At 71.9% G+C, this 20,209-nt stretch carries 21 protein-coding genes; 2 read left to right on the forward strand and 19 right to left on the reverse strand.

Annotation, left to right across the window (positions count from 1 at the left end; translation table 11 throughout):
* From metK to pyrR, 13 genes are all read right to left on the reverse strand, one after another.
* The coding region (gene metK / locus PSH25_RS19300) for a methionine adenosyltransferase (RefSeq protein ID WP_238660409.1) at positions 1-995 on the reverse strand (995 nt) is incomplete at its 3' end.
* Between the two features lie 87 nt (positions 996-1,082).
* On the reverse strand, positions 1,083-2,291 hold the full coding sequence (gene coaBC / locus PSH25_RS19305) for a bifunctional phosphopantothenoylcysteine decarboxylase/phosphopantothenate--cysteine ligase CoaBC (RefSeq protein ID WP_238660410.1): 1,209 nt from the start codon (positions 2,289-2,291) through the stop codon (positions 1,083-1,085).
* A gap of 14 nt (positions 2,292-2,305) precedes the next feature.
* Positions 2,306-2,569: a DNA-directed RNA polymerase subunit omega gene (rpoZ, locus tag PSH25_RS19310; protein WP_030335666.1), complete on the reverse strand. Its 264-nt coding sequence runs from the start codon at positions 2,567-2,569 to the stop codon at positions 2,306-2,308.
* Between the two features lie 64 nt (positions 2,570-2,633).
* Positions 2,634-3,167 carry a nucleoside/nucleotide kinase family protein gene (locus tag PSH25_RS19315; RefSeq protein WP_238660411.1) on the reverse strand — a complete coding sequence of 178 codons (534 nt, stop codon included), beginning with the start codon at positions 3,165-3,167 and terminating at the stop codon, positions 2,634-2,636.
* A gap of 25 nt (positions 3,168-3,192) precedes the next feature.
* Positions 3,193-3,510 carry an integration host factor, actinobacterial type gene (mihF, locus tag PSH25_RS19320; RefSeq protein ID WP_030335662.1) on the reverse strand — a complete coding sequence of 106 codons (318 nt, stop codon included), beginning with the start codon at positions 3,508-3,510 and terminating at the stop codon, positions 3,193-3,195.
* Positions 3,511-3,688: 178 nt separating this feature from the next.
* Positions 3,689-4,525, reverse strand: a complete 837-nt coding sequence (gene pyrF / locus PSH25_RS19325; RefSeq protein ID WP_238660412.1) for an orotidine-5'-phosphate decarboxylase — start codon at positions 4,523-4,525, stop codon at positions 3,689-3,691.
* Positions 4,526-4,598: 73 nt separating this feature from the next.
* Entirely contained in the window at positions 4,599-5,873 is a 1,275-nt protein-coding gene (locus PSH25_RS19330) for an adenosylmethionine--8-amino-7-oxononanoate transaminase (protein ID WP_238660413.1), read from the reverse strand.
* 348 nt (positions 5,874-6,221) lie between these two features.
* Positions 6,222-7,268: a quinone-dependent dihydroorotate dehydrogenase gene (locus PSH25_RS19335; RefSeq protein WP_238660414.1), complete on the reverse strand. Its 1,047-nt coding sequence runs from the start codon at positions 7,266-7,268 to the stop codon at positions 6,222-6,224.
* Complete coding sequence (gene carB, locus PSH25_RS19340) at positions 7,265-10,612, reverse strand: carbamoyl-phosphate synthase large subunit (RefSeq protein WP_238660415.1); 3,348 nt, start codon at positions 10,610-10,612, stop codon at positions 7,265-7,267. The genes PSH25_RS19335 and carB overlap by 4 nt, the downstream gene beginning before the upstream one ends.
* Positions 10,605-11,768, reverse strand: a complete 1,164-nt coding sequence (gene carA, locus PSH25_RS19345) for a glutamine-hydrolyzing carbamoyl-phosphate synthase small subunit (RefSeq protein ID WP_238660416.1) — start codon at positions 11,766-11,768, stop codon at positions 10,605-10,607. Before carA ends, carB begins: the two co-directional genes overlap by 8 nt.
* A complete protein-coding gene (locus PSH25_RS19350; protein ID WP_238660417.1) occupies positions 11,768-13,099 on the reverse strand; it encodes a dihydroorotase in 1,332 nt (443 codons plus the stop codon). The genes carA and PSH25_RS19350 overlap by 1 nt, the downstream gene beginning before the upstream one ends.
* Positions 13,096-14,022, reverse strand: a complete 927-nt coding sequence (locus tag PSH25_RS19355) for an aspartate carbamoyltransferase catalytic subunit (RefSeq protein ID WP_030335650.1) — start codon at positions 14,020-14,022, stop codon at positions 13,096-13,098. The genes PSH25_RS19350 and PSH25_RS19355 overlap by 4 nt, the downstream gene beginning before the upstream one ends.
* Positions 14,019-14,600, reverse strand: coding sequence for a bifunctional pyr operon transcriptional regulator/uracil phosphoribosyltransferase PyrR (gene pyrR / locus PSH25_RS19360; protein WP_238660418.1), 582 nt, complete (start codon positions 14,598-14,600; stop codon positions 14,019-14,021). Before pyrR ends, PSH25_RS19355 begins: the two co-directional genes overlap by 4 nt.
* 288 nt (positions 14,601-14,888) lie before the next feature.
* Here pyrR and bldD point away from each other — a divergent pair, with 288 nt between their 5' ends.
* Positions 14,889-15,377, forward strand: coding sequence for a transcriptional regulator BldD (gene bldD / locus PSH25_RS19365; RefSeq protein ID WP_007458348.1), 489 nt, complete (start codon positions 14,889-14,891; stop codon positions 15,375-15,377).
* A 90-nt stretch (positions 15,378-15,467) separates the two neighbouring features.
* Here bldD and nusB read toward each other — a convergent pair whose 3' ends face one another.
* The 5 genes from nusB to PSH25_RS19390 all read right to left on the reverse strand — a co-directional run bounded on the left by nusB (position 15,468) and on the right by PSH25_RS19390 (position 19,056).
* Positions 15,468-15,878, reverse strand: a complete 411-nt coding sequence (gene nusB / locus PSH25_RS19370; RefSeq protein WP_184188983.1) for a transcription antitermination factor NusB — start codon at positions 15,876-15,878, stop codon at positions 15,468-15,470.
* Positions 15,879-15,901: 23 nt separating this feature from the next.
* Entirely contained in the window at positions 15,902-16,459 is a 558-nt protein-coding gene (gene efp, locus PSH25_RS19375) for an elongation factor P (protein ID WP_007458344.1), read from the reverse strand.
* Positions 16,460-16,545: 86 nt separating this feature from the next.
* Positions 16,546-16,971, reverse strand: coding sequence for a type II 3-dehydroquinate dehydratase (aroQ, locus tag PSH25_RS19380; protein WP_238660419.1), 426 nt, complete (start codon positions 16,969-16,971; stop codon positions 16,546-16,548).
* Positions 16,968-18,047 carry a 3-dehydroquinate synthase gene (gene aroB, locus PSH25_RS19385; protein ID WP_238660420.1) on the reverse strand — a complete coding sequence of 360 codons (1,080 nt, stop codon included), beginning with the start codon at positions 18,045-18,047 and terminating at the stop codon, positions 16,968-16,970. Before aroB ends, aroQ begins: the two co-directional genes overlap by 4 nt.
* Before the next feature lie 10 nt (positions 18,048-18,057).
* Entirely contained in the window at positions 18,058-19,056 is a 999-nt protein-coding gene (locus PSH25_RS19390) for a helix-turn-helix transcriptional regulator (RefSeq protein ID WP_238660421.1), read from the reverse strand.
* A gap of 79 nt (positions 19,057-19,135) precedes the next feature.
* On the opposite strand from PSH25_RS19390, the gene PSH25_RS19395 reads away from it, so the two are divergent.
* Positions 19,136-19,864: an alpha/beta fold hydrolase gene (locus PSH25_RS19395; protein WP_238660422.1), complete on the forward strand. Its 729-nt coding sequence runs from the start codon at positions 19,136-19,138 to the stop codon at positions 19,862-19,864.
* 101 nt (positions 19,865-19,965) lie between these two features.
* Here the strand turns inward: PSH25_RS19395 and PSH25_RS19400 are convergent.
* Positions 19,966-20,209: shikimate kinase (locus PSH25_RS19400; protein WP_274527667.1), on the reverse strand; the 244-nt coding region annotated here is incomplete at its 5' end.

Here is a 20,209-nt window from a genome sequence, read left to right on the forward strand (position 1 = left end):
GTCTCGGTGCCGAACGTCTCGATGAACAGGCTCACCGGGTGCGCCTTGCCGATGGCGTAGGCGACCTGCGCCTCGCACCGCTCGGCCAGACCGGCGGCGACCACGTTCTTGGCCACCCAGCGCATCGCGTACGCGGCCGAGCGGTCCACCTTGGACGGGTCCTTGCCGGAGAACGCGCCGCCACCGTGGCGGGCGTACCCGCCGTAGGTGTCGACGATGATTTTGCGGCCGGTCAGGCCGGCGTCACCCATCGGGCCACCGATCTCGAACCGGCCGGTCGGGTTGACCAGCAGCCGGTAGCCGTCGGTGTCCAGGCCGAGGCTCTCCAGCTCCGGGGCGATCACGTGGTCGCGCACGTCCGGGGTGAGCAGCGAGTCCAGTGAGATGTCGGCGGCGTGCTGGCTGGACACGACAACGGTGTTCAGCCGGACCGGGCGCAGCCCCTCGTACTCGATGGTGACCTGGGTCTTGCCGTCCGGCCGCAGGTACGGGATCGTGCCGTCCTTGCGCACCGCCGAGAGGCGGCGGGCCAGCCGGTGGGCGAGCGCGATCGGCAGCGGCATCAGCTCGGGCGTCTCCGAGCAGGCGAAGCCGAACATCATGCCCTGGTCACCGGCGCCCTGCGCGTCCAGCGCGCTCTCCGATGCCCCGGTCCGCAGCTCGAAGGCGTTGTCCACACCCTGCGCGATGTCCTCGGACTGCGCGCCGATGGAGACGCTGACCCCGCAGGAGGCGCCGTCGAAGCCCTTCTTCGACGAGTCGTAGCCGATGTCGAGGATGGTCCGGCGGACGATCGTCGGGATGTCGGCGTACGCCTTGGTGGTCACCTCACCGGCGATGTGCACCTGACCGGTGGTGATCATGGTCTCCACCGCCACGCGGCTGTGGGGGTCCTCGGCCAGCAGCGCGTCGAGGATGCCATCGCTGATCTGGTCAGCGATCTTGTCCGGGTGGCCTTCCGTGACCGATTCGGACGTGAAGAGACGGCGTGTCACGGCACTCCTAAGCGTGTGAGGTCGTTCCGCGGCAGTCTAATCACCACTGCGGCCGGTGTCGGGATCGGTCACGCCCTGTTCCACCCGTCAGGAGCGGCCGGGAAGCCGCGCCACGACGAGATCCCAGACGGCGTCGGCCACCGCTTCCTTGGCCTGCTCGGGCAGCCGGCTGACCGAACCGTCCGCGCCGATGACCGTCACCGTGTTGGTGTCGGCGCCGAAGACCAGGTCCGGACCGACCTCGTTGACCACGATCAGGTCGGCCCGCTTCCGGGCGAGTTTCGCCCGGCCGTTGGCCTCGGCATCGCCGGTCTCGGCGGCGAACACCACCAGCACCTGCTCCGGTCGTTTGCGCTGGCCGAGCTCCGCCGCGATGTCCGGGTTCGTGACGAGCTCGATGGTGGGCGCGACACCGTCGTCCGACTTCTTGATTTTGCCAGGCGCGTACGTCGCGGGCCGGAAATCGGCCGGAGCCGCCGCCATCACCACCGCATCGGCCTCGACGGCGGCCTTGACGGTCGCCTCCCGCAGCTCGGCGGTGGTGCCCACCCGGATCAGGTCGACGCCGGCCGGGTCGGCGAGGCCGACGTTGGCCGCGATGAGGGTGACCCGGGCACCCCGGGCGACCGCCGCGCGGGCGAACGCGTACCCCTGTTTGCCCGACGAACGGTTGCCCAGGAAGCGGACCGGGTCCAGCGGCTCGCGGGTGCCACCGGCGGTGACGACCACCCGGCGGCCGGCCAGGTCGGCGGGGGCGGAGTCACCGCGGGCCAGGAGCCGACCGGCGACGGCGAAGATCTCCGCCGGGTCGGGCAACCGGCCCTTGCCGGTGTCGGCGCCGGTGAGCCGGCCGACGGCGGGCTCGATGACCCGCACACCCCGGGAACGCAGCGTGGCGACGTTGGCCACGGTGGCCGGGTGCTCCCACATCTCGGTGTGCATGGCCGGGGCCAGCAGGACCGGGCAGCGGGCGGTCAGCAGGGTGTTGGTCAGCAGGTCGTCGGCGAGGCCGTGCGCGGCCTTCGCGAGCAGGTCGGTGGTGGTCGGCGCGACCACCACCAGGTCCGCCTGCTTACCGAGCCGGACGTGCGGCACCTCGTGGACGTCGGTCCAGACGTCGTCGGCGACCGGTTGACCGGAGAGCGCGGCCCAGGTCGGCGCTCCCACGAAACGGAGCGCCGACGCGGTTGGCACGACCCGAACCCGGTGACCCGATTCGGTGAAGAGTCGCAGCAGCTCGCACGCCTTGTAGGCGGCGATGCCGCCACCGACCCCGAGGACGATCGAGGCGGACATCGGCCAGCGGAGGCTTACGGCTGGTCGGTCGGCTCGGCGGTGAGCAGGCCCGAGTTGATCTCGCGCATGGCGATCGAGAGGGGCTTCTCCTGCGGGGTGGTCTCGACGAGCGGGCCGACGTACTCCAGCAGACCCTCACCGAGCTGGCTGTAGTAGGCGTTGACCTGGCGCGCGCGCTTGGCGGCGAAGATGACCAGCGCGTACTTCGACGTCGTCTTCTCGAGGAGCTCGTCGATCGGCGGGTTGGTGATGCCTTCGGGGTTGGCGATGGATCCCACGAATTAACCTCTGCGTCTTTCGAGCCGCGCGGACGCGGTGCTGAGTCTCAACGGCGGCCGACCGTCAGCCACGCACGCGCGACCAGGCCGGATCCGGATAAGAAGAACCGAGTAAGCCTACCAGCTCGTCGACCACCCGTTCGGTGTGGTCGTGGGTCAGCGCGTGCTCGACGGTGGCGGCCAGCGTGGCGGCCGGGGCATACCCGGGTGGGCTCAGCAACACCAGCCGGGCGTCGGGCAGGCGCGCGCGGACCAGTGGGACGCCGCGCAGGTCGAGCGGGAGCAGCACCGGCTGCCCGGCGTCGAGCCGGGCGCGCAGCGGCGGGTACGGGGTGCCCCGGCGGTGCGAACCGATCCGGGACCACTCCAGCAGCTCGCCGTCGACGATCCGGCGATCGAACTCGGCGGGGGCGAGGAAGACGCGGTCCACCCCGTCGATCTCCGACTCCCGGCGCGGCCTGGTGGTTGCCGCAACCGGGATCCACACGGACGGAGAACGCGCCCGGACGAGCTCGACGACACTCTCCCTGCCGGAACCCGAAGGTCCAGCCAGGACAGTGAGCCGAGCCGCCGGGCGCGCCTCGTCATCCGTGCTCACTGCTTGTTTCTACACGCTGCCAGGTTCAGTTGGCGGCGAACTCTCCAAGCAGTGCCTTGCGCTGCTGCTCGCCGAGGCCACGCAGGCGACGGCTGTCGGCGATCTTGAGCTTCTCCATGATCTGGGTAGCCCGGATCTTGCCGATGCCCGGCATGGCCTGCAGGACGGCCGACACCTTGAGCTTGCCAACGACGTCGTCGCTCTCGGCCCGCTCGAGGACAGCACCGAGGGTGGTCTTGCCCTGCTTGAGCTGCTCCTTCAGCTGAGCACGGGCCTTGCGGATCTCCGCGGCCTTCTCGAGCGCGGCAGCGCGTTGTTCGGGGGTCAGTGACGGGAGCGGCACCAGTTCTCCTCAGGTCCCTATCGCGGCGGGCGGGGCGCACCGCCGCATCTGTGAAACGTGGTGTCGCTGTGAACCAAGGGGTCCATGGTTCCCAGCGCGGGGAAAACTAGCGGCCAACGGAGCTTTCGGCAACGTGGGGGCCGCATGATCACCGTAGAGTGACCGACCCGTCAGTCAGTCACCGGGCAGGCAGGACGGCCCGGCAGTCGACCAACACACGGTCCGCGGCGGCCCGCAGCGCGGCCACATCGGGGCCCGCCGAGAGCACTTCCCGGGAGTACGACGGGAGCACCGAGGCGAGGCTCGAACCGAAGACGGTACGCAGATCGGCTGCGCCGGCACCCTGTGCGCCGAGCCCCGGAGCGAGCAGTGGGCCCCCCACACCGGAGAGGTCGTGACCGGTGTCACCGATGGTCGCCCCGACCACCAGACCGAAGCTCCCCAGCGGGGTCGCACCCCGGTTGAGCTGGGAAATCTCGTCGATCACGGTCTGCGCCACGGTGCGGCCGTCGGCCGTGACGGCCCGCTGCACGGCTGCGCCCTCGGGGTTGGAGGTGAGGGCCAGCACGAACACCCCGCCGCCGTGCTCGGCGGCCAGCTCGAACATCGGCGCCAGCGAACCGACCCCGAGGTAGGGGCTCGCGGTGACCGCGTCGACATACACGGGGCTGGATGGATCAAGGTACGCGGAGGCGTACGCGCTCACCGTCGAGCCGATGTCGCCGCGCTTGACGTCAAGCAGAACGAGCGAGCCGGCATCCCGTAACTGTCGGATAGTTGACTCAAGAATCGCCACACCTCGGGATCCGAACCGCTCGAAAAAGGCCGACTGAGGCTTGACTACCGCAACCCGGTCACCGAGAGCTTCCACGACCGTCCGGCTGAACCGGTCGAGCCCCTGAACGTCGTCCGGGAGGCCCCACTGGGCCAGCAGACCGGGATGCGGGTCGATGCCCACACAGAGTGGGCCCCGCTCGGTGATCGCCCGGTGCAGCCGGGTACCGAAGCTCTCCATCGGAAGGTTCCCCTCTTCTCGTCCGGGCGGCTGCCCCGCCCGGGTAACCCGTCGACCCGTTGACCGGGCCGACTCAGCCGGCCGCCACCGCCGCCGCCACCCCGCTCGCGATCCGGGCCAGGTCGGCGTCGTCGGTGACGTACGGCGGCATCGTGTAGATCAGGTCCCGGAACGGGCGCAACCACACCCCCTGGTCGACCGCTGCCGCGGTCGCCGCGCCGAGGTCGACCTCGCGATCGAGCTGGACCACGCCGATCGCGCCGAGCACCCGTACGTCGGTCACGCCCGGCGCGCCGCGCAGCGGCTCCAGGCCGGCGCGCAGGCCGGCGCCGACCCTCGCGACCTGGCCGGCCCAGTCTCCGGCCCGCAGCAGCCCGATGGAGGCGTTCGCCACCGCGCAGGCCAGCGGGTTACCCATGAACGTGGGCCCGTGCGCCAGCACGCCGGTCGCCGAGATGCCCCGGGCGACCTCCGGGGTGCAGAGGGTCGCCGCGAGGGTCAGGTACCCGCCGGTCAGCGCCTTGCCCACGCAGAGCACGTCCGGCGTCACCCCGGCGTGCTCGGCGGCGAACATCTCGCCGGTACGGCCGAACCCGGTGGCGATCTCGTCGAAGATCAGCAGAATCCCGTGCGCGCGGGTCACCTCACGCAGCACCCGCAGGTAACCCGGGTGGTGGAAGCGCATCCCGCCGGCACCCTGGACGACGGGCTCGACGATCACGGCGGCCAGCTCGTCGGCGTGCCGCTCGACCGTCTCCACCAGCGCCGCCACGTACGCGTCGTCGGGTGGGTCGGTGAAGCCGCCCGGCGGCACCGGCGCGAACACCTGCCGGGGCAGCACGTCGCCCCAGAGGTGGTGCATTCCGCCCTCCGGGTCACAGACGCTCATCGGGTGGAACGTGTCGCCGTGGTAGCCACCCCGCCAGGTCCCCAGCCGGCGCCGCTGGGGGCGTCCGACGGCCCGCTGGTACTGCAGGCACATCTTCACCGCCACCTCGACGCTGACCGAGCCGGAGTCGGCCAGGAACACGTGCTCCAGGCCGTCCGGGGTCAGCTCGACCAGGGTCCGGGCCAGCCGCACGGCCGGCTCGTGGGTGAGCCCGCCGAACATCACGTGGCTCATCCGGCCGAGCTGGTCGGTCAACGCCGCGTCCAGCACCGGGTGGCGGTAACCGTGGATCGCCGCCCACCAGGACGACATCCCGTCCACCAACTCCCGGCCGTCGGCCAGGGTCAGCCGTACCCCCTCGGCGCCACGCACCACGTACGGCGGGTTGGCCGGCGGCAGCGCGGCGTACGGGTGCCAGACGTGCGCCCGGTCGAAGGCCAGGATCTCCTCGGGTGTCACGGGTACTCCTTCGTTCTGTGCCTCAAGCGGTCTGGACGGCGGACGTCCTGCGGCCGGGTCGGAACTTCCCACCGCCGCCCCCGCCGCCGTGACAGTCGGCGGTGAACGCCGCGTGCCCGTAGGTGTGGCTGCCGCTCCCATGTCCGCTGCCTTTGCCTTTGCTCTGCACCCGCGGAGGCGACACCCCGTGGCCGGGTGTCGCGCTCCGGGTGGTGCACAAACGGGCGCAGAGCAACCGGGTGGTGCGTTCAGGGGTGCAGAGCAAAGGGGCAACAGCGGGCGTGGGCTCCCCGGCGCGGAGCGGGCTCGGCACCCGGTTGTGCCGGGCCAACACCGGGCCGGGGGCGGTCACCGGCCCGCGACGGGGTCCGGTGCCGCCGACGTGGCCGCCGCGCGGGCGGCGGCGCGGACCAGGGCCGGTCCTCGGTAGATGAAGCCGGTGTAGAGCTGCACCAGGGCGGCGCCGGCATCGAACATCCGCGCCGCGTCGTCCGGGTCCAGCACCCCGCCAACGCCGACGATCGGCAGCCGGCCGCCGGTCTCGCGGTGGACGAAGGCGACCACGTCGCGGGCCCGCCCGGTGAGCGGCCGACCGGAGAGGCCACCGGCCTGCCCGCCGCGCTCGACGTCGACGCCGGCCAGCCCGTCCCGGGACAACGTGGTGTTGGTGGCGATCACCCCGGCCGCGCCCCGGGCCAGGCAGACCTCCAGCAGCTCGGCGATCGCCGCCTCGGTCAGGTCTGGCGCGATCTTGACCAGCACCGGCTTCTCCCCCACCAGAGCGCCGAGCAGCGCGTCCAGGTGGGCGCGGTCCTGCAACGACCGCAGGCCCGGGGTGTTCGGTGAGGAGACGTTCACCGCGAAGTAGTCGCCCTGCCCGCGCAGCGCCCGGTACGAGGCGAGGTAGTCCTCGACCGCCTCGTCGAGAGGGGTCACCTTGGACTTGCCCAGCGAGATGCCAAGCGGCACCCCGAGCGGGCGCGGCAGCGCCGCCAGCCGGGCGGCCAGCGCGGCGGCCCCGGCGTTGTTGAAGCCCATCCGGTTGACCACCGCCTCGCTGGCCGGCAGCCGGAACAGCCGCGGCCGGGGATTGCCCGGCTGGGCGTGCGCGGTGACCGTGCCGACCTCCACGAAACCGAAGCCGAGCGCCGGCCAGGCCGGCAGCGCCGCGCCGTCCTTGTCCATGCCGGCGGCCAACCCGACCGGGTTGGGGAAGCGCACCCCGAACACCGTGCGCGGCGCGTCGACCGTGTACCGGGCCCGCAGCGCGGCGAGCGCGGCCGGGCGCCGTGACAGGGCCGCCAACCGCCGCAGTGTCCACTCGTGCGCCGCCTCGGCGTCGCCGCCCCCGAGCCGGAACAACCACGGCCGTACCGCCTGCTCGAACAGGGTCACTGGGCCGCCCGCAGGGTGGCGTGCAGGTCCTGCAGGGGGCGGACCTGCATGTCGCCGCGGATCCGCGCCTCGATGCCCATCACGGCCGCGGCGGCGCCGGGGACCGTGGTGATGCAGGGGATGTCCGCGGTGACGGCCGCGCTGCGGATCTCGTAGCCGTCGGAGCGGGCGCTGGCACCCGAACCCTGCGGCGTGTTGATCACCAGCGCCACGTGGCCGCCGCCGATCAACGACACCGCGTCGTCGCCCGCACCGGCCTGGTAGTGCTTACGGATCTGCTCGCAGGCGATGCCGTGCCGGCGCAGCACCTCGGCCGTGCCGGCGGTGGCGACGATCTCGAAGCCCAGGTCGGCCAGCCGCTTGATCGGGAAGATCATGCCGCGCTTGTCCCGGTTGGCCACCGAAACGAAGATCTTCCCGGCGGTCGGCAGCGACCCGTACGCGGCCGACTGGCTCTTGGCGAAGGCGTGCCCGAAGTTGGTGTCGATGCCCATCACCTCGCCGGTCGACTTCATCTCCGGCCCGAGCAGCGAGTCGATCCCCTTGCCCGCGCGGGTCCGGAAACGCTTGAACGGCAGCACCGCCTCCTTGACCGCGACCGGCGCGTCGGCGGGCATCGTGCCCCCGTCCCCCGTCGCCGGCAGCAGGCCCTCGGCGCGCAGCTCGGCGATGCTCGCCCCGAGCGCGATCCGGGCCGCCGCCTTGGCCAGCGGCACCGCCGTGGCCTTGGAGACGAACGGGACGGTCCGCGACGCGCGAGGGTTGGCCTCCAGCACGTAGAGCACGTCGTCCTTGAGCGCGTACTGCACGTTGAGCAGGCCGCGGACGCCGACGCCACGCGCGATGGCCTCGGTGTAGCGGCGGACCTCGACCAGGTGCGAGCCGGCGAGGGTGATCGGCGGGAGCGCGCAGGACGAGTCGCCGGAGTGGATGCCGGCCTCCTCGATGTGCTCCATCACGCCGCCGATGTAGACCTCGCCGTCGGCGTCACAGAGCGCGTCCACGTCGATCTCGATGGCGTCGTCGAGGAACCGGTCCACCAGCACCGGGTGGTCCGGGGAGATGTCGGTGGCCCGGCCGATGTAGTCGCGCAGCGTCGGGTCGTCGTAGACGATCTCCATGCCCCGCCCGCCCAGCACGTACGACGGCCGGACCAGCACCGGGTAGCCGATCTCGTCGGCGATCGTCTTGGCCTCGTCGTACGAGGTGGCCATGCCGTGCGCCGGCGCGCGCAGCCCGGCGCGGGCCAGCACCGCACCGAACGCGCCCCGCTCCTCGGCCAGGTGGATCGACTCCGGGGAGGTGCCGACGATCGGCACACCGGCGTTCTTGAGCCGCTGCGCCAGGCCCAGCGGGGTCTGCCCGCCGAGCTGCACGACCACCCCGACCACGCCCGGCCCGCCGGCCGCCCGGCCGGACGAGTCCTCGGCGTGCCAGACCTCCAGCACGTCCTCGAAGGTCAACGGCTCGAAGTAGAGCCGGTCGGCGGTGTCGTAGTCGGTGGAGACCGTCTCCGGGTTGCAGTTGACCATGACGGTCTCGTAACCGGCCGACCGCAACGCCTGCACGGCGTGCACGCAGGAGTAGTCGAACTCGATGCCCTGCCCGATCCGGTTCGGGCCGGAGCCCAGGATCAGCACCTTCGGCCGGTCCGACGGCACGACCTCGGTCTCCAGGTCGTACGTCGAGTAGTGGTACGGCGTGGTCGCCTCGAACTCGGCCGCGCAGGTGTCCACGGTCTTGTAGACCGGGCGCACGTCGAGGCGGTGCCGCAGGGTCCGTACGCCGTCCTCGGCGGCCAGCTCCGGGCGCAGCGCGGCGAGCTGCCGGTCGGACAGACCGGCCCGCTTGGCGCGGCGCAGCAGGTCGGCGTCGAGCACCGGCGCGTCGACGATCTCGGCGCGCAGCTCGATCAGCGCGGCGATCTGGTCCAGGAACCACGGGTCGATCCCGCCGGACGCCTCGGCGACCTCGGCGATCGACGCGCCGAGGCGCAGCGCCCGCTCGACCGTGTACAGCCGGCCGTCGTGCGGGATCCGCAGCGCGGCGAGGGTGTCCGCCAGGGTGACGCCCGCCGGGTCCGGCACACTCCAGAAACCGGCCGACTTGGTTTCCATCGAGCGCATCGCCTTGTTCAGCGCCTCGGTGAAGTTGCGCCCGAGGCTCATCGCCTCGCCCACCGACTTCATCGTGGTTGTCAGCTCCGGGTCCGCGCCGGGGAACTTCTCGAACGCGAACCGGGGGATCTTCACCACCACGTAGTCGAGGGTCGGCTCGAACGCCGCCGGGGTCTTCAGCGTGATGTCGTTGGGGATCTCGTCGAGGGTGTAGCCGATGGCCAGCTTCGCGGCGATCTTCGCGATCGGGAAGCCGGTCGCCTTGGAGGCCAGCGCCGAGGACCGCGACACCCGGGGGTTCATCTCGATCACCACGATCCGGCCGTCGACCGGGTTGACCGCGAACTGGATGTTGCAGCCGCCGGTGTCCACGCCGACCTCGCGCAGCACGGCGATGCCCAGGTCCCGCAGGCGCTGGTACTCCCGGTCGGTGAGCGTCATGGCCGGGGCCACGGTGACGCTGTCGCCGGTGTGCACGCCCATCGGGTCGATGTTCTCGATGGAGCAGACCACCACCACGTTGTCGTGCCGGTCGCGCATCAGCTCGAGCTCGTACTCCTTCCAGCCGAGCACGCTCTCCTCGATGAGCACCTCGTGCACCGGGCTGGCGGACAGGCCGTCACCGGCGATGCGGGCCAGGTCCTCCGGGGTGTGCGCCATGCCGGAGCCCAGGCCGCCCATGGTGAACGACGGCCGGATCACCACCGGCAGGCCCAGCTCGGCGACGGTCGCCTCGACCTCGTCCATGGAGTGGCAGACCCGCGAGCGGGGCACCAGCCCGGTCGGGTCGTCGACGCCCAGCCGTACGCCGGCCTTCGCCACGATCTCCTTGAACAGCTGCCGGTCCTCGCCCCGGTTGATGGCGTCGATGTTCGCGCCGATCAGCTCCACGCCGTACTTCTCCAGGACGCCGGCCTCGTGCAGGGCGACGGCCGTGTTCAGCGCGGTCTGCCCGCCGAGGGTGGCGAGGATCGCGTCCGGGCGCTCCTTGGCGATGACCAGCTCCACGAACTCCGGGGTGATCGGCTCGACGTAGGTCGCGTCGGCGAACTCCGGGTCCGTCATGATCGTCGCCGGGTTGGAGTTGACCAGGCTGACCCGGATCCCCTCGCTGCGCAGGACCCGGCAGGCCTGGGTGCCGGAGTAGTCGAACTCGCAGGCCTGCCCGATGACGATCGGCCCGGAGCCGATCACGAGGATGTGCTTGAGATCGGTCCGCTTAGGCATTGCTGCGCCCCCTGCTGTGGGTCCGGCCCTCGATGAGATCGGCGAATCGGTCGAAGAGGTAGTCCGCGTCGTGCGGGCCGGCCGCCGCCTCGGGGTGGTACTGGACGGTGAACGCGGGCAGGTCCACGGCCCGCAGCCCCTCGACCACGTTGTCATTGAGACAGACGTGCGACACCCGGACGCCACCGAAGTCGGTGTCGATCACCTGGTCGGGGACGACCGCGCCGTCGCCCGTACCGGGCACCTGCACCGCGAAGCCGTGGTTGTGGCTGGTCACCTCGACCTTGCCGGTGACCCGGTCGAGCACCGGCTGGTTGATCCCCCGGTGGCCGTAGCCCAGCTTGTAGGTGCCGAAGCCGAGCGCCCGGCCGAGGATCTGGCTGCCGAAGCAGATGCCGAACAGCGGCACCTCCCGCCGCAGCGCCTCCCGGGCCAGCTCCACCGGGGCGTCGGCGGTGGCCGGGTCGCCCGGGCCGGGCGACAGGAAGATCGCGTCGGCGCCGGTGGCGAGCATCTGGTCGATGCTCGACGACGCCGGCAGCACGTGGGTGGTCACCCCGCGGGTGGCCAGCCGGCGCGGCACGTTGCGCTTGATGCCCAGGTCCAGGGCGGCGACGGTGAACCGGTGCTCGCCCAGGGCCTCGACGACGTACGGCTCGGCGGTGCTCACCTCGGCGGACAGGTCCGCGCCAACCATCTGCGGGGCCTGGCGGACCCGGGTCAGCAAGCTCTGCGGGTCGTTGTCGACGCTGGAGATGCCCACCCGCATGGCGCCCCGCTCCCGCAGGTGCCGGGTCAACGCCCGGGTGTCCACCCCGCTGATGCCCACCACACCCTCGGTGGCGAGGCGGTCCTCGAGACCACCGGTGGCCCGCCAGTTCGAGCCGATCCGGGCCGGGTCGCGCACGACGTAGCCGGCCACCCAGATCCGGCCGGACTCGTCGTCCTCGCCATTGACGCCGGTGTTGCCGATGTGCGGGGCGGTCTGCACCACCACCTGACGGTGGTAGGACGGGTCGGTCAGGGTCTCCTGGTAACCGGTCATGCCGGTGTTGAAGACCGCTTCGCCGAAGGTCTCCCCGACGCTGCCGTACGCCTCGCCGGGGAACGTGCGCCCGTCCTCTAGCACCAGGATCGCGGGTCTGCGCTTGACCATTACTTGACAGCCTTTCCGTCCAGGACCGTCGGCTCGCCGCGCAGGAAGGTCGCCACGATGCGACCTGGCAGCGTCATGCGGGCGTACGGGGTGTTGCGACTGCGACTGGCCAGCTCCGCCGGCTCGATGGTGCGGCGGGCGGTCGGGTCGATCAGGGTCAGGTTGGCCGGCACACCCGGCGCGGGGTCGACGCCGTGCCCGGTGAGGCCGGCGATCCGTGCGGGGGTGCGCGACATCCGCTCGGCGATCAGGTCCCACGCGGGGCCGAGCACGTCCAGCGCGATGGAGAGGGCCGTCTCCAGACCGAGCATTCCCGGCCGGGCGTACGCCCACTCGCACTCCTTGTCCTCCACGGCGTGCGGGGCGTGGTCGGTGGCGATCACGTCGATCACCCCGTCGGCGAGGGCGGCGCGCAGCGCGGCGATGTCCACCGCGGTACGCAGCGGCGGGTTCACCTTGAAGACCGGGTCGTAGGCTCCGGCCGGGCTCCAGTCGGTGGCGAGTTCCGGGCTGGCCAGCTCACTGCGTCCGCTGACGAGTTCGTCGGTGAGCAGCAGGTGGTGCGGGGTCACCTCGGCGGTCACGCGTACCCCGCGGGCCTTTGCCTGGCGCAGCACCTCGACGCTGCCGGCGGTGGAGACGTGGCAGACGTGCAGTCGGCTGCCCACGTGCTCGGCGAGCAGCACGTCCCGGGCGATGATCGCCTCCTCGGCGACCGCCGGCCAGCCGATCAGGCCGAGCCGGGTGGAGACCTCACCCTCGTGCATCTGGGCGCCCTCGGTGAGCCGGGGCTCCTCGGCGTGCTGGGCGATGATCCCGTCGAACGCCTTGACGTACTCCAGGGCTCGACGCATCAACTTCGGGTCGGCGACGCAGTGCCCGTCGTCGGAGAAGATCCGCACCCGGGCCGCCGAGTCGGCCATCGCGCCCAGCTCGGCCAGCCGCTCGCCGGCCAGCCCGACGGTGACCGCGCCGATCGGTTGCACGTCGACGAGGCTGGCCTCCCGGCCGAGCCGCCAGACCTGCTCGACCACGCCGGCGGTGTCCGCCACCGGGGAGGTGTTGGCCATCGCGCAGACCGCGGTGTAGCCGCCGAGCGCCGCCGCCCGGGAACCGGACTCGACGGTCTCGGCGTCCTCCCGGCCGGGCTCGCGCAGGTGGGTGTGCAGGTCGACGAGGCCGGGCAGGGCGACCAGGCCGGTGCCGTCGACGACTGTGGCGTCCGGCGCGGTCAGGCCGGGACCGACCTCGGCGATCACGCCGTCGCGGATCAGCAGGTCGGTCGGCGCGGCGCCGACGACACTCACGCTGGTGATCAGGTACGCGGTCACCGGTTGTTCCCTCCGAGCAGCAGGTAAAGGACAGCCATCCGCACGGAGACCCCGTTGGTGACCTGTTCGACGATGGTGGAGCGGGGCGAGTCGGCGACCTCGGGGGTGATCTCCATCCCCCGGTTCATCGGGCCGGGGTGCATGACGATCGCGTGCTCGGGCAGCCGACGCATCCGCGGCCCGTCCAGCCCGTAGCGGCGGGCGTACTCGCGCGCGGAGGGGAAGTAGGAGTCGTTCATCCGCTCCCGCTGCACGCGCAGCATCATCACCACGTCCACGTTGGGCAGGACGGAGTCGAGGTCGTAGGAGACGTCGGTGCCGGGGGCGAGGGCGCCCGCGATGTCGACCGGGATCAGCGTCGGCGGGCCGACCAGGGTGACCTTGGCGCCGAGGGTGGAGAGCAGCAGCACGTTGGAACGGGCCACCCGGGAGTGCAGCACGTCCCCGACCACCGCGACCGACAGGCCGGCGAGCCGGCCCAGCCGGGCCCGCATGGTGTACGCGTCCAGCAGCGCCTGGGTGGGGTGCTCGTGGGTGCCGTCACCGGCGTTGACCACCGACCCGTCCACCCAGTTGGCCAGGCGGTGCGGCGCGCCGGAGGCGGGGTGTCGGACGACCACGGCGTCCGCGCCCATGGCCTGCAGGGTCAACGCGGTGTCCTTCAGGCTCTCACCCTTGGTGACGCTGGACCCCTTCGCGGAAAAGTTGATCACATCGGCGCTGAGCCGCTTCGCCGCCGCCTCGAAGGAGATCCGGGTACGCGTGGAGTCCTCGTAGAAGAGGTTCACCACGGTCCGGCCGCGTAGCGCGGGAAGCTTCTTGATCTCCCGGCCGGCGACGGTGGCCATCTCGGCGGCGGTGTCCAGGATCTCGGTGGCGGTGTCGGCGTCCAGGTCCCCGCCGGAGAGCAGATGCTTGATCATGATTGGCCCCCGTACAGCTTGACCTCGTCCGTCCCGTCGATCTCGGCGAGCGTCACCTTGACGCTCTCGGCGAGTGAGGTCGGGATGTTCTTGCCGACGTAGTCGGCGCGGATCGGCAGCTCCCGGTGGCCCCGGTCGACCAGGACGGCGAGCTGCACCGACGCCGGACGGCCCACGTCGTTGAGCGCGTCGAGCGCGGCCCGGACGGTGCGGCCGGAGAAGAGCACGTCGTCGACCAGGATGACCCGTTTGCCGTCGATCCCGCCGGACGGCAGCTCGGTCGGACCCACCGCGCGGGTGGCGTGCCGACGGAGGTCGTCGCGGTACAGCGTGATGTCGAGCACACCGACCGGAACGGCGACGTCCTCGAAGGTGCTGATCCGGTCGGCGAGCCGCCGGGCCAGGGGGGTGCCCCGGGTGGGAATCCCGAGCAGCACCGTGTTCGCGGCGCCCTGGGTCTTCTCCAGGATCTGGTGGGCGATGCGGTCGACCACGCGTTGCACGTCGGCGCTGGCGAGGATCACCTTCACCGAGGGTTGTCGCGGTGGTGACGAGCGGGCAGCCGGTGGGTATGCCACGGCGGACCTCCTTCCCCGCCTCACGGGACGGGTCGTTAAAGGATGTCGGGCACCTCCGGCCGGACCGCGCAGCAGACCTGGGCCGGGGCTTCCGCCACGTTACCAGTGGTCACCGGGGTGATGGTCGGCGGCCGCTGACCATCGGGTCAGGCTCCGGAAAAGGGGAAAACTCCCCGGACGCTCCGCAACGGTAGGGGCACGACCACTTGACCACGTGTCGCATTCCCCGTACCGTCACGCTCCGTAGCGATCGACGGGAGAACCCCGAGCAGCACTGGGAGTGTCCGAATGCCCTCTGAATACGCCAAGTCTCTGGGCGCCCGCCTGCGCTCCATCCGCCAGCAGCAGGGTCTCTCCCTGCAGGGTGTGGAGGAGAAGTCGAATGGGCGGTGGAAGGCCGTGGTGGTCGGCTCGTACGAGCGTGGCGACCGGGCCGTGACGGTGTCCCGTCTGGCCGAGTTGGCCGAGTTCTACCGCGTGCCCGTCTCGGAACTGCTGCCGGACGGCAGTGGCGTCCGTCACGAGCCCACCAGCAAGATTGTCCTGGACCTGGAGCGGCTCTACGACGAGGCCTCCGAGGACCTGGCCTACGTCGCCCGCTACGCCCGCGCCATCCAGCAGCAGCGCGGCGACTACAACGGCCGGGTGCTCTCCATCCGCGCCGACGACCTGCGGGCGCTCGCGATCGTCTACGACGCCTCACCGTCGGGGCTGATCGAGCGGCTCACCGAGCACGGCGTGCTGGTGGCCGACCCCCGGGCGTTCTTCGCCTCCTGATCTGCCGCTCCACCTGATCTGCCGCTTCACCGAAAGGGCCCGTGCCAGCCGGCACGGGCCCTTTCGGATTACGGCGTTCGGTGGGGACGTTCAGCGGGTGGCGTACTCGGCGATCCGGCCGAGCACCCCGTTGAGGAAGCGCGGCGAATCGTCGGTCGACATCTGCCGGGCCAACTCCACGGCCTCGCTGATCGCCACCGCGTCGTCGATCTCGTCGACGTAGAGCAACTCGTAGACGGCGATCCGGGCCAGATTACGGTCGACGACCGGCATCCGCTCCAGCGTCCAACCCTCGGCGTAGCTGGCGATCAGCTCGTCGATGCGGTTGAGGTGCTCGGCGACACCCTCGACCAGGCCCACCGCATAGCCCAGATGCTCCGGTCGGGGCTGCTCGATCCGCTGTACGTAGCCGGCGAGCACCTCCACCGGAGGCTTGTCCCGTAGGTCGGCCTCGTAAAGGACATCCAGCGCCCGCTTGCGCGCCTTGCGGCGCGCCGGCATCTGCTGCTTGGAACCCTCAGCCATCAGGCGCGGCCGAGGTAACGGCCGTCGCGGGTGTCGACCTTGATCTTCTCGCCGGTGGTGATGAACAGCGGAACCGGCACGGTGGCGCCGGTCTCCACGGTCGCCGGCTTGGTGCCGCCGGTCGAACGGTCGCCCTGCAGGCCCGGCTCGGTGTAGGTGACCTCCAGCACGACGCTGGTGGGCAGCTCGATGTAGAGCGGCACACCCTCGTGCTGGGCGACGGTCGCCTCCGCCTCGGGCAGCAGGTAGTTGGCTGCCTCACCGACGGTGCCACCGGGCACGGTGATCTGGTCGAAGGTCTCCAGATCCATGAAGACGAAGTCCTCGCCGTCGGCGTACAGGTACTGCATCGTGCGCTTGTCAACGGTCGCGGTTTCGACCTTGGTGCCCGCGTTGAAGGTCTTGTCGACCACCTTCCCGGACAGCACGTTCTTCAGCGTGGTGCGCACGAAGGCACCACCCTTACCGGGCTTGACGTGCTGGAACTCGACGACGGCCCAGAGCTCGCCGTCCAGGTTGAGTACCAGGCCGTTTTTGAGGTCGTTGGTGGAGGCCATTTCCTGCCTTGATCATCAATTGGCGGACAGACCCTACGAGTCTACTAGCTGCGTCGAATCGGCCGGTCCCCGCTCGGGGCGGCCCTTCAGCGGGTGGCCAGATGGTGCAGAGCGAGACGATACCCGTCGATGCCCAAACCGCAGATCACCCCGGTCGCCACCGCCGACACCACCGAGTGGTGCCGGAACTCCTCGCGGGTGTGGATGTTGGAGATGTGCACCTCCACCAGCGGCCCCCGCAGCATGGCGCAGGCGTCCCGCACCGCGTACGAGTAGTGCGACCAGGCGGCCGGGTTGAGCACCACCGCGGCACCCTCGTCGGCCGCCGTGTGCAGCCAGCCGAGCAACTCGTGCTCCGCGTCGGTCTGCCGGACCGTCACCTCCAGCCCCAGCTCCCGACCGGTGGTCTCACAGAGCGCCACCAGGTCGGCGTAGCTGGTCGCGCCGTACACGTCGGGCTCGCGGGTGCCCAGCCGACCCAGGTTCGGCCCGTTCAAGACGTAGACCCTCACTGGTTTGCGACCTCGCGGTAGGCGGCCTCCAGCAGCGCGTCGTCCGGGCCCTCCAACATCGCCGGGCGGGCCAGCCCGTCGAGCACCACGAAGCGCAACCGGCTGCCCCGGGCCTTCTTGTCCACCCGCATCGCGGCCAACAACTGCGGCCAGGCGTCGGCCGGGTAGCTCACCGGCAGGCCCAGCGCGCGCAACGTGACCCGGTGCCGGTCGGCGGTCGGCGCGTCCAGCCGCCCGGCGAGGCGGGCCAGCGTGGCCGCGTACACCAGACCGACGGCGACGGCGTGGCCGTGCCGCCAGCGGTAGCCCTCGTTCTGCTCGATGGCGTGGGCCAGGGTGTGACCGTAGTTGAGCACCTCCCGCACACCCGACTCGCGCAGGTCGCCGGAGACCACGTCGGCCTTGACCCGGATCGCCCGCTCGATCAGCTCCCGGCTCACCGGCCCACGGGGGTCGGTGGCGGCCTCCGGGTCGTTCTCGATGAGATCCAGGATGGTCGGGTCGGCGATGAAGCCGCACTTGACGACCTCGGCCAACCCGGCCGCCAGGTCGACCGCGGGCAGGCTGTCCAGGGTGGCCAGGTCGGCCAACACCCCGACCGGCGGGTGGAACGCGCCCACCAGGTTCTTGCCGGCGGCCGTGTTGATGCCGGTCTTGCCGCCCACCGCGGCGTCGACCATGCCCAGCAGCGAGGTCGCCACCGGCACCCAGCGCACCCCCCGCAACCAGCAGGCCGCGACGAAGCCGGCGAGGTCGGTCACCGCGCCGCCGCCCACCCCGACCACCGCGTCGGTACGGGTGAAGCCCGCCGCGCCGAGCCGGTCCCAGCAGGCGGAGGCCACGTCGATGTGCTTGCCCGACTCGGCGTCGGGCACCTCGATCGGCAGTGGCTCGACGCCGGCGGCGCGCAGGCGCTCACCGAGCGCGTCCGCGAGGGCCTTGAGCGGAGGCGCGTGCAGCACCGCCGCTCTCGTCGCGCCGGGCAGCAGCCCGGGCAGCGTGCCCAGCAGGTCACGTCCCACCAAGACGTCGTACGGCCGCTCGCCGCCGACCGGAATCCGGGTCACCTCGTCCATCGCCGGCAGCCTAGTCCAGCGGGCGGCGCGGCGAGGGCGGCTGTCCACCTGCTGGCCGGGCGGCCCACTCCGCCAACCGGCGGGCGTGCTCGGCCACCTCGACGCGCAGCGCGTCCGGTTGCCGCACGGTGAACGGACAGCCCAGCCCGGCGAGCAGCGCCGCCATCCCGGGCAGGCTCTCCGCCCGGGCCCGCAGCAGCACCCCGTCGGTGGTGGGGGTCAACTCGGCCACGCTGGGCGGGATGCGGCGGCGGGCGGCGACCAGGTCGGTCTCCAGCACGACCTGCACCTCGTGCGCGTACGGCACCCCGGCCAGCGACCGGGTCACCCAGGCCACCGCCTCGAAGCCGTCCGGCACGGTGAACGTCGCCACGCCGGGCGTCACCGCGCCGATCCGGTCCAGCCGGAAGGTGCGGACCTCCCCGCGCCGGTGGTCGTGGCCGGTGACGTACCAGCGGCCGGAGTGGAAGACCAGCCCGTACGGGTCGAGCTCGCGGTGCGACTGCTCGCCCCGCCAGGAGCGGTAGTCCAACGCGACCCGCTGTCGGTGCCGGGTGGCCGAGGCCAGGGCGAGCAGGGTGCCCGACGCCGGGCCGCGCTCCGGCTCCGGGCGACGCAGGGTGAAGCCCAAATGCTCCTGGACGGCGGCGAGCCGGTCGGCGAGCGCCGCCGGCAGCACCCGGCGGATCTTCGCCAGCGCGGTGGCGGTGGCGGGCTGCTCGGTGGCGAGCCCGACCCGTTCGGCGACGACGAGGCCGAGCAGCACGGCCACCGCCTCATCGTCGGTGAGCATCAACGGCGGCAGCTTGTAACCGGAGTGCAGCCGGTAGCCGCCGTGGCGGCCCCGGTCGGCGGTCACGGGGATGCCCAGCTCGACAAGCGTGGTCGCATACCGGCGCACGGTCCGCTCGTCCACCCCGAGCTGGCCGGCGAGGTCGGCGGCCGTCGCCCGGTGCCGCGTCTGCAGCAGTTCGAGCAGGGCCAGCACCCGACCTGCGGGATGTGACACGGGCCACTCCTTCAAACCGGGCGGATCCTGTCCGGATTCGATCGTACGGTCTGTCGGTAACCGAGAGAAGGAGCCACAGATGGCGACGTTCGTGCTGGTGCCGGGATTCTGGCTGGGTGCCTGGGCGTGGCGGGACGTGACAGTCGCGCTGCGGTCGCAGGGGCACGAGGTCTATCCGATGACGTTGACCGGGGTGGCCGAGCGCGACCACCTCGCCGGGCCGGCGGTCAGCCTGGACACGCACACCACCGACATCGTCCGGCTGATCGAGGTCGAGGACCTGCGGGACGTCCTGCTGGTCGGGCACTCCGGCGGCGGCATGCCGGCCGCCCAGGCGGTGGACCGCGTTCCGGACCGGATCGCCCGGGTCGTCTACGTGGAGAGTGGGCCGTTGCCGGACGGCACGGCGCAGTTCGACACGCTGCCGCCGGAGGAGCAGCAGCGGCTGCGGGCCGCGATCGGCACCGGGCACCTGCTGCCGCCGCCGGTCTGGGACCCGGCCGCCGACCCGACCAACCTGGCCGGCCTGGACGAGCCGACGCTCGCGCTGCTGCGCACCCGGGCCACCCCGCACCCGCTGCGGGCCGCCACCGACCCGGTCCGACGCACCGGCGGGCGCGCGGTGCCGACCGCGCTGGTGGCCAGCACCTTCCCGCTCAGCGTGGTGCGGCAGATGATCCAACAGGAGCATCCGTTCTTCACCGGCCTGGCCGACGGCCAGTTGCACGAGCTGCCCACCGGGCACTGGCCCATGCTCAGCGAACCGAAGGCCCTGGCCGACGTCCTCGACCTGATCGCCCGCGGCTGAGGACCACCCACTGCGCCGATCTTGCGGTTCCGGTTGCCGAGCTGCGGGCAGTGCCCCTCACCTCGGCGCGGCGACTGCGAGATCGGCGCGGCAGGGCGACGTCAGCGGGGCAGCAGGGCGGCGACCTCGGCGACCACCTGCGCCGGGGCCCGGCCGTCGGTGACCACCGTCTCGGTGGCGACCTCGGCGTAGAGCGGCCGGCGCTGGTCCAGCAGGTGCTTGAGGGTGGCCCGGGGGTTGATCGCCAACAGCGGCCGGCCGGCGCCGAGCCCGACCCGCCGCACCGCGTCGGGCAGCTCGACCGAGAGGTGCACCACCCGGTGCCCGATCAGGGCGGCCCGGGTC

Source organism: Micromonospora foliorum, from assembly GCF_022229015.1.
Lineage (GTDB): Bacteria > Actinomycetota > Actinomycetes > Mycobacteriales > Micromonosporaceae > Micromonospora > Micromonospora foliorum.